The sequence below is a fragment of the Glaciimonas sp. OK215 genome, assembly GCF_057787885.1.
Window position 1 is genome coordinate 2,095,996 of record NZ_CM173544.1, and the last position, 16,186, is coordinate 2,112,181.

10 protein-coding genes are annotated in these 16,186 nt (G+C 58.1%); 4 read left to right on the forward strand and 6 right to left on the reverse strand.

Features of this window, described 5'->3' with window-relative positions; all coding sequences use genetic code 11:
• Positions 1 to 61: 61 nt before the first annotated feature.
• The 3 genes from hmpA (at position 62) to pbpC (ending at position 9,566) form a co-directional block, all read left to right on the forward strand.
• Positions 62 to 1,282 carry an NO-inducible flavohemoprotein gene (gene hmpA / locus AC3CHX_RS09465; RefSeq protein ID WP_488643777.1) on the forward strand — a complete coding sequence of 407 codons (1,221 nt, stop codon included), beginning with the start codon at positions 62 to 64 and terminating at the stop codon, positions 1,280 to 1,282.
• A gap of 126 nt (positions 1,283 to 1,408) precedes the next feature.
• Entirely contained in the window at positions 1,409 to 7,279 is a 5,871-nt protein-coding gene (locus AC3CHX_RS09470) for an alpha-2-macroglobulin family protein (protein WP_488643778.1), read from the forward strand.
• A 79-nt stretch (positions 7,280 to 7,358) separates the two neighbouring features.
• A complete protein-coding gene (gene pbpC / locus AC3CHX_RS09475) occupies positions 7,359 to 9,566 on the forward strand; it encodes a penicillin-binding protein 1C (protein WP_488644778.1) in 2,208 nt (735 codons plus the stop codon).
• Between the two features lie 51 nt (positions 9,567 to 9,617).
• Here pbpC and AC3CHX_RS09480 read toward each other — a convergent pair whose 3' ends face one another.
• The 3 genes from AC3CHX_RS09480 to AC3CHX_RS09490 all read right to left on the reverse strand — a co-directional run bounded on the left by AC3CHX_RS09480 (position 9,618) and on the right by AC3CHX_RS09490 (position 12,838).
• Entirely contained in the window at positions 9,618 to 11,126 is a 1,509-nt protein-coding gene (locus AC3CHX_RS09480) for an NAD(P)H-hydrate dehydratase (RefSeq protein WP_488644779.1), read from the reverse strand.
• A gap of 94 nt (positions 11,127 to 11,220) precedes the next feature.
• Positions 11,221 to 11,424: a hypothetical protein gene (locus tag AC3CHX_RS09485; protein ID WP_488643779.1), complete on the reverse strand. Its 204-nt coding sequence runs from the start codon at positions 11,422 to 11,424 to the stop codon at positions 11,221 to 11,223.
• A 133-nt stretch (positions 11,425 to 11,557) separates the two neighbouring features.
• Positions 11,558 to 12,838 (reverse strand): FAD-dependent oxidoreductase, encoded by a 1,281-nt coding sequence (locus tag AC3CHX_RS09490; protein WP_488644780.1) that lies wholly within the window; start codon positions 12,836 to 12,838, stop codon positions 11,558 to 11,560.
• A 383-nt stretch (positions 12,839 to 13,221) separates the two neighbouring features.
• Here AC3CHX_RS09490 and AC3CHX_RS09495 point away from each other — a divergent pair, with 383 nt between their 5' ends.
• Positions 13,222 to 14,451, forward strand: coding sequence for an AI-2E family transporter (locus tag AC3CHX_RS09495; RefSeq protein ID WP_488643780.1), 1,230 nt, complete (start codon positions 13,222 to 13,224; stop codon positions 14,449 to 14,451).
• 85 nt (positions 14,452 to 14,536) lie between these two features.
• Here the strand turns inward: AC3CHX_RS09495 and AC3CHX_RS09500 are convergent, their stop codons facing one another.
• From AC3CHX_RS09500 to AC3CHX_RS09510, 3 genes are all read right to left on the reverse strand, one after another.
• Positions 14,537 to 15,136 carry a short chain dehydrogenase gene (locus AC3CHX_RS09500; RefSeq protein WP_488643781.1) on the reverse strand — a complete coding sequence of 200 codons (600 nt, stop codon included), beginning with the start codon at positions 15,134 to 15,136 and terminating at the stop codon, positions 14,537 to 14,539.
• Positions 15,137 to 15,212: 76 nt separating this feature from the next.
• Complete coding sequence (locus tag AC3CHX_RS09505; RefSeq protein WP_488644781.1) at positions 15,213 to 15,629, reverse strand: substrate binding domain-containing protein; 417 nt, start codon at positions 15,627 to 15,629, stop codon at positions 15,213 to 15,215.
• The gene (locus tag AC3CHX_RS09510) at positions 15,565 to 16,125 is read right to left on the reverse strand and encodes a LysR family transcriptional regulator (RefSeq protein WP_488643782.1); all 561 of its coding nucleotides are present in this window, start codon (positions 16,123 to 16,125) and stop codon (positions 15,565 to 15,567) included. The genes AC3CHX_RS09505 and AC3CHX_RS09510 overlap by 65 nt, the downstream gene beginning before the upstream one ends.
• Positions 16,126 to 16,186: the final 61 nt, after the last annotated feature.

Genomic DNA, 16,186 nt, shown 5'->3' on the forward strand with positions numbered 1-16,186 from the left:
CGCACAGAGCGTTTTTTTTAGTTTTAATTGTAGTATTTAAAATATCACAATAGGAGTGTTTATGATTTCCGCCAGCGCCCGTCCTTACATTGATGCCTCTGTTCCTGTGTTGCGTGAACATGGCGTCGCCATTTCCAGCCGTTTTTATGAACGCCTGTTTGCAGCGCATCCTGAGCTGAAGAATATTTTCAATATGGGGAATCAGCAAAACGGCAGTCAACAGCAAGCCTTGGCCAGTGCATTGTTTGCTTATGCGGCCAACATCGACAATGCGGATGCGCTGGCGCCTGTGATCAGCCGCATTGTTCAGAAACATGTCAGTCTCGGGATTCGTGCGGAGCACTATCCCATCGTTGGCCATAATTTGCTCGCCGCCATTAGCGACATACTCGGTGACGCTGCTACGCCGGAACTGATCGCGGCCTGGGCTGAGGCTTACGGGATATTGGCCGATGCGCTGATTGCCGAAGAAAAAAAGCAGTATCAATCGCACCGGATTGAACCAGGTCAACAGCGTGAGGTGGTCGTCACCCGCAAGCAAAAAGAAAGCGAAACGGTCACCTCTTTCTACCTGGAGTCCGCCGACGGTCTGCCGTTGCCAGCGTTCCAGCCCGGCCAGTACATCAGCGTGGCGACGACAGTGGAGGAGTTGGACTTGCAGCAATTGCGCCAGTACAGCCTGTCTGATGCGCCGGATCAAACGCACTGGCGCATCAGCGTTAAACGCGAAGACGAGCAGGGTAGCCCCGCCGGGATGGTATCGAATCTGCTGCACGCGAAGGTGCATGTCGGCGACAAATTATGGGTCAGTCCACCTTGCGGTGACTTTGTCATGGATCAAAAGTCGAGCGCACCGTTGGTACTTATCAGTGCCGGAGTTGGCGTCACGCCCATGATGAGCATGTTGCATGACAGTTTGCGGCAGAGTCCCGCGCGTCGGGTGAATTTTTTGTATGCGACGCTGGATGGACATCATCATCCGCTGAAGGCAGAACTGCAGGCATTGCAGGGATTGCCGGAACAGAAGACGGTCCTGGCTACGCATTTTGCGTACGCAGCGCCATCCGCAGAAGATCGCGCGGCAAATGATTTTGACCAGACCGGTTATTTGCAACTGGACCAGTTGGATGAGGCGCTGTTACCGGCAAATGGGGACTACTTTTTGTGCGGTCCTGGTCCGTTCATGCGTGTGCAGCGTCAGGCCCTGCTGGATAGAGGGATCGCAGCCAACCAGATAAGACAGGAAGTATTCGGTCCGGCATTACTGGAGAATTTGCAGTAACTGGAAGATCCCATGCCGGTTGATCGGCTCTGCTGCCATTGATAAAAATTGCCGGGGAGCAACTATAGCAGCATGGAAATACGGTATCCTCGCAAGGTCAGATTTCATATTTGCCCAAGGATACCTATGCAGCAAGCGAAAGAGCTAAAAGAACCGAGAAGCAGCACCAGAACATTTCCGGGGCTGCTTTTTTTCGTCTTCAAGTTCCTTGGCACCGCCGCTGGCGCTCGCAATGCCCTTGGGTTTGCACTGGCAATATCATTGCTATCCGGTCAAATCGCGCAGGCAGCCCCCGCAGCCAAAATCAATAGTTTTTCTCCGCAGGGAGAAATCACCCAAGTGCGTCAGGTGCGGGTGAATTTCTCTGAAGCAGCGGTCAAGTTTGGCGATCCGAAGGCGCTGATGCCATTCGACATCAATTGCAAGGAGGCAGGTAGCGGACGCTGGGCCGATGAGCGCAACTGGATCTATGATTTTGTGCGCGACGTGGCGCCGGGCACGCGCTGCACTTTTGCGCTGAAGCCGGCATTCAAATTGTTGTCCGGTGCCGCAGTGACGGGCAAAGCGGTCTTTGAATTCAATACCGGCGGTCCGGCCATCATCAACACTATTCCATCCTGGCAGGCTATCGACGAGGAACAGGTCTTCATTCTGGTGCAAAACGGTGCCGCCACCAGCGATAGCATACTCAAACATGTGTATTGCGAAGCCGAAGGCGTGCATGAGAGGATTCCGGTCAAGCTCATCGGCGGCGCGGTACGCAAGGAGCTACTGGCGCATTTCGCCGAAAAGATCAACCCCGAACGCGTCAGTACCGTGCAATGCCAGCAACGTTTGCCTAACGCTGGCGCGGTCCGGCTAACCTGGGACAAAGGTGTGATCACGCCATCAGGGATCGCCACTAGCCAGCCGCAGGTATTCAAATTCAAGGTGCGTCCGACGTTCACCGCCAGTATTAGCTGCGAGCGCGAGAACGCCAACGCTGCCTGCGCACCGATTTTGCCGTTGCGCGTACTGTTAACCTCGCCGGTCACGCGCAAGCTGTCCGAAGGCGTGACGCTGAGCGGGTCCAGCGGCAAGTTGAAGCCGTTTTTTGAAAAAACCGATACCGCAGAAAGCGTCACCCAACTGACCTTCAAACCACCTTTTGCGGAAAGATCGGAACTGACCATCGCATTGCCGAACGGCTTCCAGGATGAGAGCGGCCGAGCGTTGTCGAATGCGAATGCGTTTCCGATGAAGGTCCGGATGGCGGATTATCCGCCGCTGGCAAAATTTCCCTCCGCGCCGTTTGGCATCATTGAACTCAACGCCGACGCTACGCTGCCGGTCGCGTTGCGCAGCGTCGAGACCAATATGCTCGCACGCAGCGCGGATGGCAAAGTCAATCCGGGCAACGTGAGCAATCTGAAAGTCAGCGACGATCAGAGCATCATTGCCTGGTTGGCCAGGCTCAACCGCTATCACGAAACCAGTATCACCATAGGCAAGAAATCGGTCGAAACGCGGAGCATCGGCTTGCTGGCAACACAACCCGGCGCTAAAACATTGACGCTGCCGCCGTCGCCGGAGTCCAAAAATGGTGTGCGGCCGTTTGAAGTGATCGGAATTCCGCTCAAGGATCCGGGATTTTATGTGGTCGAACTGGCGTCGAAAAAGCTGGGCGCAGCCTTGCTGGGCAAAGCCGCTGCAATGTATGTGCGCACCAGCGCGCTGGTCACCAACTTGTCGGTACACGTCAAGATCGGCCGTCAAAATGGTGCGGTGTGGGTGACCACGCTGGATAACGCCAAACCGGTGAGCGATGCGGAGGTACGGATCTCCGATTGCCGCGGCACCGAACTCTGGCGCGGTAAAACCAATAAGCTGGGCATCGCCATGGTGCCGGAGTTTCCGGAAGATGGCTGCCGCAGCGGCGGAAATGGTGAGCCGGGTCAAATCGACGGCTTGTTTGTCAGCGCCCGCAAGACGGATGAAAAAGGGCGTGCCGACATGGCCTTTGCACTGACCTCGTGGAATAACGGGATTGAATCCTGGCGTTTCAATCTGCCGCTGGACAACGACAAGTCGGCCACGGTACGCGTCCACACGGTGTTCGACCGGACGCTGTTCCGTGCCGGTGAAACTGTGTCGATGAAGCATGTGATGCGCACTGAAACGCTACAGGGTTTCGGCTTGCTGGCGCAAGACCAGTTGCCGACGCGGGTACGCATCACGCATCAGGGCAGCGGTCAGGAATATCAATTTCCCCTGACCTGGCGCGGACGGAAAAATGCCGAAACCGTCTTTGCGATTCCGCGCGAGGCCAAGCTCGGGCGCTATGAAGTGGTGCTGGATAGCGGCACTGTAAAGAGCGTCGTCAACAATAACGGCGAGGAGGGCGATCGAGAAGGCTACGGCGAAGCGCAGCGCAGCTATGGCACCGGCAGTTTCCGCGTGGAGGAATTCCGTTTGCCGCTGCTGCAGGGGCGGATTACACCACCGAAGATGTTGATCGCACCAACCGAGGTTCCGTTTGATGTGCAACTGAATTATCTGAACGGTGGCGGCGCTTCCGGCCAGTCGGTGCACATCAGCAGTCTGTTGCGCGGCAAGGCAATCGGTTTCGCAGGGTATGACGGCTATTCCTTTTCGGCGGCGCGCAAGGATGGCGACAGCAACGCCGACGATCAAAAAATCGTTGCCGACAAATTGCCGCTGACGCTGGATCAGAACGGCGCTGGCAAAACGGTAGTGAAGGAACTGCCCGCGATTACTGCGCCGCAAGAATTGTTGACGGAAATGACCTACGCCGATCCGAACGGCGAAATTCAGACGGTATCGAGCGTCACCCCGGTGTGGCCGGCGGCGGTTGTCGTCGGTTTGAAAGCCGGAGAGTGGGTCTCGGTCAAGAAAAAGCTGACCTTGACAGCCGTCGCCCTGAATCCCGCAGGTCAGCCGCAAGTCGGTGTGCCGATTGAAATCAGCGGCTCGGCGAAGCAAACCAACTCCCATCGCAAGCGCATGGTGGGCGGTTTCTACGCGTATGAGAACACCAGCACGGCAACTGATCTGGGCCCGCTTTGCGCCGGCAAAACCGACACACGTGGCTTGCTGATCTGTACCGTGGAATTGTCGGAGGCGGGTAACGTTGAACTCAGCGCCAAAGGCCGGGATGGCAGCGGCAAGGTCGCGCTGGCCACCAGTTCGGTATGGGTGACTAAACAGGGCGAGCTATGGTTCGACGGCGAAAATCAGGATCGCATCGACATCCTGCCAGAGAAAAAGAGCTATCAACCGGGCGAAACAGCCAGGTTCCAGGTGCGCATGCCATTCCGCTATGCCACCGCCCTGATCGCGCTTGAGCGCGAAGGCGTGATAGAAACCCAGGTGCTGCAACTGAATGGACAGGATCCGACTTTCAGTCTGCCGGTCAAAGCCGCTTACGGCCCGAATGTCTACGTCTCGGTGCTGGCAGTACGCGGCCGCATGCGCGATGTGCCGTGGTATTCATTCTTTATCTGGGGCTGGAAAGAGCCGTTGAACTGGTGGAGCGAGTTCAAGGAATATCAAGCGCCAGGCGCGACGGTCGATCTGGCCAAGCCCGCCTACAAATTCGGTATCGCCGAAATCATGGTCGGGACTGCCGCCAACCGGTTGGCGGTGACCGTCAAGGCGGATCAGCCCAGCTACGCCATCCGTACCACTGCCAAGGTGAATATTCAGGTCAATCTGCCGAACGGCAAGCCGGCGGCCGGTGCTGAAATTGCCCTGGCGGCCGTCGATGAGGCTCTGCTGGAACTGGAACCCAACAACAGCTGGAATTTGCTGGAAGCGATGCTACAGCGCCGCAGTTATGGTGTGGAAACCTCGACCGCGCAAATGCAGGTGGTCGGCAAGCGCCATTACGGTCGCAAGGCGCTTCCTGCCGGCGGTGGCGGCGGTAAATCGCCGACGCGTGAATTGTTCGATACCTTGCTTCTGTGGAAACCGGTGGTCGTGCTGGACGCCAGTGGCCGGGCTCAGGTTGATGTGCCATTGAATGATGCACTGTCCAGTTTCAAGATAGTCGCGGTGGCGCAAAGCGGCGACAGCCTGTTCGGCACCGGTTCGGTCAGCATACGTTCGACCCAGGATCTGCAATTGATTTCCGGTTTGCCGCCGCTGGTGCGCGAAGGTGACGATTTCAGTGCAATGGTGACCGTGCGGAATACCACCACGCGCGCCATGCAAGTCAATGCGACTGCACAGGCGAGTGGCTTATCTGCGACCGCAACAGCGGCATTGCCCGCCAAGGATCTGAGCATCCCGGCCGGCGCGTCGCGTGAGCTGATCTGGCCGGCAACGGTGCCGCCGGATGCCAGGCAACTGGTATGGGAAATCAGCGCGCAGGAACAAGGCGGGCCCAAGGTCAGGGACAGCATCAAGTTCACGCAGCGAGTGCTGCCAGCGGTGCCGGTGACGGTACAGCAGGCCACCTTGTTCCAGCTGGATAAGCCGTTCACCATGCAGGTCTCGCAGCCTGCTGACGGCTTGCCGGGGCGCGGCGGTTTGGCGGTATCGTTGGCGCCGTCGCTGGCCGGCAGCAACGAGGGGCTGCGGCGCTACTTTACTGAATATCCGTTCTCCTGCCTGGAGCAAAAGGCCTCGCGCGCGATTGGTTTGCGCGACGACGCGTTGTGGCAAAAGGTGTTGAACGATTTGCCGACGTATCTGGATAGCGATGGCCTGGCGTATTACTATCCGCCGAATGAAAGCAACGCGCGGCGCGGCAGCGATACCTTGACGGCCTATTTGCTGGCGGTCACGCAGGAATCCGGCTTTGTGATTCCGCAGCAAAGCCGCGCCAGGATGCTGGACGGCTTGGCCGCTTTTGTCGAAGGCAAAATCACCCGCGATTTCTGGTCGCCGCAAAAAGACCTGGACGTGCGCAAGCTGGCTGCGCTGGAAGCGCTGTCGCGTTATGAGCGCGTGCGGCCGGCGATGTTGGACTCAATCCAGCTGTCGCCAAATCTGTGGCCGACCTCGGCGGTTCTGGACTGGATCAATATTTTGCAACGCGTATCGAGTATTCCCGAGCGCGCAAAACGTCTTGCCGAAGCCGATCAGATACTCCGTACGCGGTTGAACTATCAGGGCACGCGCATGGGCTTCTCGACCGAGAGCAACGATTACTGGTGGTGGCTGATGACTGGCGGCGATGTGAATGCAACGCGGCTGGTGCTGACCATGCTCGATAACCCGGCCTGGAAAGATGACATGCCGAAATTGATCAACGGTGCCATTCAGCGGCAGTCGCGCGGTCATTGGGCAACCACGACGGCGAATCTATGGGGTGCATTGGCGCTACAAAAATTCGCGCAGAAATTCGAGTCCGAAAAAGTTACCGGCGTTACCAAGGTTGCGCTGGAGCAGGGCGCCAGCGCGACGAGCAGCCAAAGCTTCAGTTGGCCCGCGACCGGCGGCGGCAAGCTGCAATTGCCGTGGCCGGCTGCGGCTGCATCGGCACAGATCAAGCTGAATCACGCAGGCAGCGGCACGCCATGGGTCACCGTCCAAAGTCTGGCCGCGGTAGTGTTGAAGAAGCCGTTCTCGAGCGGTTATCGGATCCATAAAACCATCGTTCCGGTCGAGCAAAAGGAAAAGGGCAGGTACACCCGCGGCGATATTCTTCGGGTCGATCTGGAGGTCGATGCGCAGACCGACATGACATGGGTGGTGGTCACCGATCCGATCCCGGCCGGCGCGACCTTGCTCGGCTCCGGGCTCGGGCGTGATTCGGCGATTGCGACCGCCTCCGAACGGCCGAGCGGCAGTGCCTGGGTGGCGTATGAAGAGCGCAGTTTTGAGGCGTTCCGTAGTTATTACGAATACGTGCCGAAAGGAAAATTTACAATGACTTATACCTTCCGCATCAACAATCCGGGCGAATTCAATTTGCCGCCAACGCGGGTTGAAGCGATGTACGCACCTGAAATGTTTGGCGAAAGCCCGAATCCGAAATGGACGGTGAAGTGAGCGTGAGGAGAAATCTGTAATGCCGGAGATCCCTGACTACCTGCAATACGCCAAGCGTTTATCGGTCAGCGCCGTTTTGATGCTGGGGTTTGGCACAGGCCAGGCGCACGCTCTACAAAGTTTCGCCGAGGTACAGCAAGAGTTCCGTTCATCCGAAGCCAGCTTGTACGACCGCAAGGGCGAGTTGCTGCAGCAAATCCGTTTGAACCCGAACGAGCGCCGTTTGTCATGGGTGGCGCTGGAAGATGTTTCGCCGGCTTTGCGGAATGCCCTGGTCGCATCGGAAGATCGACGCTTTTATCAGCATAGCGGCGTCGATTGGCGTGCGGTGGCTGCCGCTGCATGGGGCAATTTGTGGAATAGCAAAACCCGTGGCGCATCGACCATCACGATGCAATTGGCGGGTTTGCTTGATGACGATTTGCGCCGTCGCACTGCGCCGCGCACCATCAAGCAAAAACTGTCGCAGGTGCTGGTGGCGCAGTTGCTGGAGCGCAATTGGCGCAAAGATCAAATCCTTGAAGCCTATTTGAATCTGGTCAGTTTTCGCGGCGAACTGGTTGGCATGCATGCCTTGTCCCGCGTGTTATTCGACAAACATCCCAGCGGTTTACAGCAGCGCGAAGCTGCGCTTGCGGTCGCGCTGATTCGCGGCCCGAACGCCACGCCGGCCCGTGTGACTGAACGCGCCTGTCGCATCTTGCAGGAGCAAAACGCCGCGCAGGAATGCAGGGGTTTGGCAGGCTTCACGTCGCTGGCATTGGCGCGTACCGGCTCGACATCCGAAGTGATTGTGACCACGACTGCGCCACAACTGGCTCCCCACCTGGCCCGTAAATTGCTCAAAACTTCGGGGGAAGCGCTGCGTTCAACGCTGGATGCGGGGGTGCAGCGGTTTGCCAATGAAGCCTTGCGCCGGCAGTTGGCAGCGCTGGTCGAACGGAATATCGAAGACGGCGCAATCGTCGCGATCGATAACGCCAGCGGCGACGTGCTGGCATGGGTCGGGTCCAGCGGCGCGTTTTCCAGCGCCGCCGATGTCGACGGCGTGGTGGCCGCGCGCCAGGCCGGTTCGACCTTGAAACCATTTTTGTATGAGCTGGCGATCGAAAAAAAATGGATGACCGCGGCGTCGATTTTGAACGATGCCGCAATCAATTTGCCGACTGCCGGCGGTTTATATATCCCGCAAAATTACGACAAGCAATTTAAAGGTTTGGTCAGCTTGCGCACGGCCTTAGGTTCCTCATTGAACATCCCGGCGGTGCGGGCCCTGGTGACAGTCACGCCAACGACTTTTTTCGAGCGCTTGCAACGGCTGGGATTTCAGCTGCGCGAATCCGGCGACTATTACGGATATAGCCTGGCGCTAGGCAGTGCCGATGTCAGCTTGCTGGCACTGACGAATGCGTACCGCGCGCTCGCCAATCAAGGCCGATATAGTGGCGTGCGCACTGCGCTGAACGACCCTGCGGTAACCATGAGCAAGGTCATGAGCCCGGGTGCAGCCTTCATCATCGGCGATATTCTGGCCGATCGCAGCGCCCGCGGCCGCACCTTCGGCCTGGAGAGCGCGCTGTCGACGCGGGTTTGGGCGGCAGTCAAAACCGGCACCTCAAAAGACATGCGCGACAACTGGGCAGTCGGCTATTCAGACCGGTACACCGTCGGCGTCTGGGTCGGCAACGCATCGGGCTTGCCGATGTGGGATGTGTCCGGGGTGACCGGCGCAGCACCGATCTGGCAAGAGGTCATGGAATACCTGCACAGGCGGCAGCAAACACCTCAACGCATCCCGCAAAAGCCGGCCGGGGTGGTCGAACAAGACATCCGTTATCAGGACAAGATCGAAGCATCGCGCAAAGAATATTTTCTGGCGGGAACCGAACAAAGCCTGATCGCGACCGCCAAATCCGACGACATCGGCAGCGCGATACGCTATCCGACGCCGGGCATGCTGGTGGCGCTGGATCCGGATATTCCGCCGGAGCGGCAACGGATCCGCTTTGCAGCGGACGGTTTGTCGAAAGGGTCGTGGCGGCTGGACGGCAAGTTGCTGGCGTTGCCGGTGGTTTCGCTGAAAACCGGAAAAAAAGTCGGCAGGCAAACAGCGGCGCAAAGTCGGCAAGTTGCGTTCGACTGGATGCCCTGGCCCGGCAGACATACGCTGGAATTGTTGGACAGCAACAATGCCGTGGTCGATCAGGTCCGGTTCGAGGTGCGTGGCGCGGTCGAGAAAGTAGCGGAACGGCAAAGTACGCATGCCGGCAAAAAACAGGCTCCGTAATTGCGTAGGCGACGAACCAGCGGCATTGGCCAATTCATCAGCTGCAACCAATTACCCCTGTATCAGCTCATTCAACAAGCTCCGCACCGCCGGAATCAACTCTCCAGCCGTCAAGCCTATCGGCCCAAATCCCTGTGATACCAACAGGTCCGCAGCGCTCCCGTGCAGCCAGACTGCCCCTAGCGCAGCGTGCCAATCCGGCCAGCCTTGTGCCAGCAAGGCGCCGCAGATGCCGGACAACACATCGCCGCTGCCGCCGGTCGCCAATGCCGGATTGCCGGTCGGATTGACCACGGCGTCGCCATCGGGGCGAGCGATGATGCTGCCCGCGCCTTTGAGTATCACCACGGCATGAAAGCGTTGCGCCATGCTGCGTGCCGCGGTCAGGCGGTCGGCTTGTATTTCTGCGGTACTGATGCCGAGCAGGCGTGCTGCTTCCAGCGGGTGCGGCGTCATCACTGTGATGCATCCGGAATGGCGGCGCTGCGCCACCAGTTGCTGCAATCCGGACTCGGCCGCGATCAGATTCAAGGCGTCGGCATCGAGCAGCAGGTGGCTGGGCGCCATCAGCGTTTTTAGCAACAGGTCATGGGCCGGCTGTGAGGTACCAAGGCCGGTGCCGACCACCAATGTTGCCGACGTCAGGTCCAGATCGGCGGCACGCCGGCACATTAACTCCGGCTGGCCGCTATCGTAGGCGGGGGCGGCGTCCAGAAAGCCGACAAAGACTTTGCCTGCGCCGGATTTGACGGCAGCGCGCGCGGCCAGAATCGGTGCGCCGGCCATGCCCTCGGCACCGCCGATCACGGCGACATTGCCAAAACTGCCTTTGTGTGAATTCCGGGCGCGTGGCCGCAAGCTGCTACTGAACAAGCGGGGAGCGTTCAGCCAGGATCGCGCTGGAAGTAAAAGACTGGCAGCGATGTCCAATCCCGCGACTTCGACCTTGCCCGCATAATCCGGGCCGTCGCCGGTATGCAAACCGGCTTTATCGCCGATGAAGGTGACGGTATGATCGGCGACGATGGCGATCCCATCCGGACCAACCACGATACCGGTATCCGCATCCAGCCCGGTGGGCACATCGAGCGCCAGCACCGTGCAATGCAAGGTGTTGATGGTGGCGACCAGGCTGCGCAACGCGCCGTCCAGTGGACGTTTCAGTCCGATTCCCAGCAAACCGTCGATTACCAGGGTCCACTCGATGCCGTCTATGGTGGTAAATTGTTCCGGCGGCATCAGATGCACACCAGCCCGGGCGGCGCGGCTGAGCGCATTGGCGGCATCGGCTGGCAATTTGGCCGGATCCGTTTGCAACAGCGCGACCACTTCTGCCCCGGCCTGGGTCAGGACAGTTGCTGCTTCCAGCGCGTCGCCACCATTGTTGCCGGGCCCGGCCAGCACCAGAATCCGTGCCTTATGCGCGGATCCGGGCAACAGGCGCAGCGCGGCGTCGGCAGCAGCCTTTCCGGCCCGCTGCATCAGCGTATAGGGCGGTAGCTGCAGCAGGGCCGCTTGTTCTATCTGGCGAATTTCTGCGGTGGAGTAGAGTGCCGTCATGATCGTCATGATAAGCCTGCCTGATGTGTCGAGTGATAAAAAGCCGCCGTGAGACTTGCAGAAGTAACGTTCTTATTGGGTGCAGCCTGGGCTTTTAGAGGTACTTAAGGAGAAGGGTGATGACGCCGGCGACCGCAGCGATCAGGCCGGTACTGACTGCGACGGGATACCAGAAAATCTCACGCGACAGCTTGCGATTCTCAGCATTGAGCTTACCGGTTTCGGCATGGAGCTTGAAGGTCTCGGCCATCAGCTTGCTTATCTCGGAGTGGATTTTCTCTAGTTCGGTAGGATTCATTTTTTCCATTCTACGCGTTCTTTTTGAGCTGTTTTTGTCATCGTCATTATATGGCCGCTCCATAGGCTTTACTCTGCGGACGGTAGGGCATCTAAGGCAATTCCGTGTTCTCTGCAAAAGTCCACGAAGTCTCCTAGCGCCGATAGCGTGCCAGCGTCAAGCCATCCATGTCAATCTCCGGCGTGCGGCCGGAGATCTGGTCCGCCACGATTTTTGCTGCGCCCAGCGCCATGCTCCAGCCGTTGCCGCCATGGCCGATGTTGATGTAGACATTACTGCTGCCGGTGGCGCCGAGTAACGGTACTTCGTCGGCCAGCATTGGGATGTGGCCGGTCCACAATTGGGCGTTGTGATAATTGGCCGCATCCGGATACCAGTCCTGCGTCACCTTTAACAAGGTGCGCAGCGCCTTGTCGTCGATCGTGGTGTCGGTAGCGCCCAGCTCGGCGATGCCGGCGACGCGTATCCGTGCGCCGATGCGCGCCATCGTGACTTTGTACGCATCGTCTTGCAGCGCCAGTTTCGGCGCGACATCATGATTTTTGACCGCAGCCGTCGCCGTGTAGGTTTTGACGGCCTGCAGCGGCACCTTTATCCCGAGGGGTTTTAGCAAACGCGCACTGCCGATCCCGGCGGCCACCACCACCGCATCGGCATGCAAAACATCATTGCCGATCCGTAGCGCAACGCGGCCGTCCTGCGGCTCTATCGCGGCAACCCGCAGGTCGAAGTGAAATTGCACTCCCATGGCCTGGGCAACGGCTTTCAATTGTTTGGTGAATAAGGTGCAATTTCCCGCTGCCAATTCTGGAAAGTATAGTCCGCCGGCGACACTGCGGGCGGTCTCCAGGGCCGGTTCCAGCGCCAGTGCGGCAGCACCGTCCAGCAGCCGATGCGTGACCTCGCGCTCGGCCAGCATGGCCTGCAGTGGCGCTGTCGCGGCGAGTTCTTTTTCAGTGCGAAACAGCTGTAGCAGGCCGTTGCTTTGCTCGTAATCGAGTTGGAAATGCTGCTGCAATTGCAGCAAGATGCCCTGGCTGTAGGATGCCAGGCGTTGCATGCGCTGCATGCGCATCTGATAGCGTTGCAGCTCGGGTTTTGAGGTCCAGCGCAGCAGCCAGCGCCATAGCGATGGGCTCAGGCGGGCATTCAGTATGGTCGAGGCTTCCTGACTGAACAGACCGGAAAGAATGCGCTTGCGCATGCCGTCGACTGCCCATGGGGTGGCCGATGCGGTTGCCAGTATCCCCGAATTTCCCAGCGTGGAAACTTCTGCGACGTTACGGCGTTGCTCGATCAGGGCGACTTGATGGCCGGCTTCGGCCAAAAAATAGGCGGTGCACATACCAATCACACCACCGCCAATGACGACAATTTGCCTTTTTGCGGGTTTCGGTAGTTCTTGCTGTATCACTATTTTGCTCAATTAAATCCGACTTCTTTCAATGATGAACTACTCCAGAGGAGGCGAGCAGAATCATACCTTGAATTATTGGTAAGAGTCTTGGCGCCAAGGAACTAAAAAGACTGCTGCGCAAACTAATTGCTGCGTCGTTGCTGAATAGAAATGAGAAATGGTTGATGAGAATGTTGTCCCGGTGCATGTTTCAGCAATCGGAATGACAATCCAGCACCAGGCAAGACAGTTGGCGCCAAAACAGAATGGCCGGCCGGCGACGAAACGCCAAACATGCGCGGTGGAGACAGGATAGTATGTCTCGCACCGGCGTTTTTTGCAGGCCGGGATGATCATCCCAACTCTGCTACAGAGTGACGATTAAAAAAATGGGCAACACCATGAGTACAGAAAATATCCACCCTGCCGCCGCTGCCGATGCCTCGAATACTTCTGGGGCGAACGGGCCTGTGTCGCCGGATTCAGTAGATGTCGGCGTCAGTCCTGACAACCAGGCTCAGCCGCTCGCGTCGGCTCCCGGACCTGCACCGCTACCATCGAGAGTGCATGTGGATGCGCGTGGCGCAGGATTGGCGATTATCGCGACCGTAGTCTTTATCTTTGCGCTGCAATGGGCGCAAAAATTTCTGACCCCGGTGGTATTCGGAATTTTTATCGCCTATACGCTGAATCCGGTTGTAGTGTATCTGCAGCGGCTGAAATTGCCGCGGGTGGTGGCGACCAGTGTTGTGCTGTTGGCGATCTTGTGCGGTGGCGCGGTAGTGACCAACGCCTTGCGCGGGGAGTTTCAGTCCATTCTGGAGCAATTGCCGGAAGCCTCGCATAAATTATCCAGGGGGCTGGCGAAGTTGCGTGAGGGCGGGCCAACCACGATTCAGCAGATGCAGGCGGCGGCCAATGAAATTGCCAAAGCCACTGGAGGTCCGTCAGCGGGGCGCCAGGCGACGCCAGAGTCGCCCGCATCCAGGCTGGGCGAGTGGTTATTGGCGGGTTCGCTGGGAGCGATAGGCTTTCTGGGACAGGCGCTGGTGGTGCTGTTCCTGGTGTTTTTCCTGTTGCAATCGGGGGATACCTTCAAACGCAAACTGGTGAAATTGACCGGGCCGTCGTTAAGGCGCAAAAAGGTCACCGTGCATATTCTGGATCAGATCAATACGTCGATCCAGAACTACATGTTTATGTTGCTGGTGACGAATAGTTTGCTGGCATTACTGATGTGGCTGGCATTTCGCCTGATCGGACTGGAAAATGCCGGGGCATGGGCGGTCGCAGGCGGTGCATTACATATCATTCCTTATTTCGGTGCGCTGCTGATCGCGATCGCGACCAGTCTTGCGGCATTCATGCAGTTCGGGACGTTTTCAATGATGTTTCTGGTGTCGGGCGTGTCGCTTGGCGTTGCGGCTATCGTCGGCACTTTCGTGACTACCTGGATGACCGGGAAAATAGCGAAAATGAACCCCTCCGCAGTATTTGTCGCGCTGCTGTTCTGGGGCTGGCTGTGGGGTATCGCCGGGTTGTTGGTGGGGATCCCGATTGTGGTGATCATCAAGGTCATCTCCGAGCATGTTGAAGGCATGATGCCGATTGCCGAATTGCTGGGCGAGTGACAATAAAAATGCGGCACACCAGAAGGAATTGGTGTGCCGCATTTTCTCTCTTCGGGCGCTTGCTGAAAACGCCGTCAGCCGGTTTTTACCAAACCTTGTAGACCCGGCCGGTTTGCGCACCCTCGACGCTACGACTGTAGGCCAGTGCCACGCGGCTGGCCGGGGCGGCTTCAAAGCCATAAAAGAACGGGCCGTAGCTTGCCAGCGATTCCTCCAGTATGGTGGGGCTGACGGCGTTGATGCGCAAGCCGCGCTTGAGTTCGATCGCTGCGCCGCGTACAAAGCCTTCCAATGCCGCATTGACGGTGATGGCATTCGCACCTTGCAAAATCGGCTCTTCGCTGATGATGCCGCTAGTCAGCGTGATCGATCCGCCATCGTTCAAATGATGTTGCGCGACCAGGGCCAGATTGATCTGCCCCATTAATTTATCCTGCAAGCCGATATTGAATTGCTCCGGTGTCATTTCCTGCAACGGACCGAAGTGCAGCTTGCCGCTGGTGGCGACGATGGCATCGACTTTGCCGACCTTTGCAAACAAGTTGCGCACACTTTCGATGTCGGTCATGTCGACCTGATATTGACCGCTGGTTTTGCCCACCTGAATCACTTCGTGGCGTGCCGAGAGTTGCGCAACGACCGCCTTCCCGACTGTGCCGGTGGCGCCGATAACTATGATTTTCATGTTGACCTCTGTGTGGCTAAAGAAGATCCATTATGGCGCGGCACGGTACGCCACGCACGCCGCAAGAGCACTGTGGTCACGCGCCGCGTTCACCTGGAATCCCAAGGGCATGAAATCTTTCACGTAAAAATAGCAGTAACGCGCGCACCGCCGGCGAGGCGCTGCTGCGATCCGGATACACCATGTTGAGCGGTGTTTCTTCGCCGGCGTACTGATCCAGCAGCGTCACCAGTCTGCCGTCAGCCAGGTCCTGCCTGACATCCAGCCACGATTTGCAGGCGATTCCCAATCCCGCGATTGCCCACTCACGGGCGATCGCGGCGTCGTCTGTCATACGGTCGCCGCGCACCTTGATGACAATCGCATTTTTGCCGGCATGAAACTGCCAATGATTAAACAGGCCGCGTTGCAGGTAAAACAGCAGGCAGTTATGTTCGGCCAGCTCTTTCGGCGTGGTTGGTGTGCCATGCTGGGCCAGATAGGCGGGGGGCAGCCACCACTACGCGTCGACTCGCCGCCAGCGGTTGCGAAACCAAGGACGAGTCCTCGAGTTTGCCGTACCGAAAAGCCACGTCCACCGGGGCACTGAACAGGTCGATGATGCGGTCGGAAAATTGCAGTGTCAGCGTCACTTGCGGATAGGCTTTTTGAAACGCATTCAGCCAGGGCAGCAGTACATTGCGCCCCACATCCGAAGGCATCGACAGGCGCAAATGCCCCTTGGCCGCGCCGTCGCTGCGCAATACAGCCTCGCCTTGCATCAGTAGCGTCAACGCCTGGCGGCTATAGTCCAGGAATAGCGTGCCCTCCGGCGTCAATCGCAGGCTGCGGGTGGAGCGCACGAATAAGCGCGTATTCAGATGCTGTTCGAGTCGTTTCAGGCTGGCGCTGGCGGTGGCGGGTACCAGGTCGAGTTGGCGTGCCGCTTTGGAGAGACTTCCCAAGTCAGCGGTAAGAATGAAAAGCTGGAGGTCGTTGGTCGAATACATTGACAAAATATTTTTGAAAGTGAATCAAATAATAGGCCATTTATAAAATAAATCAAACCGG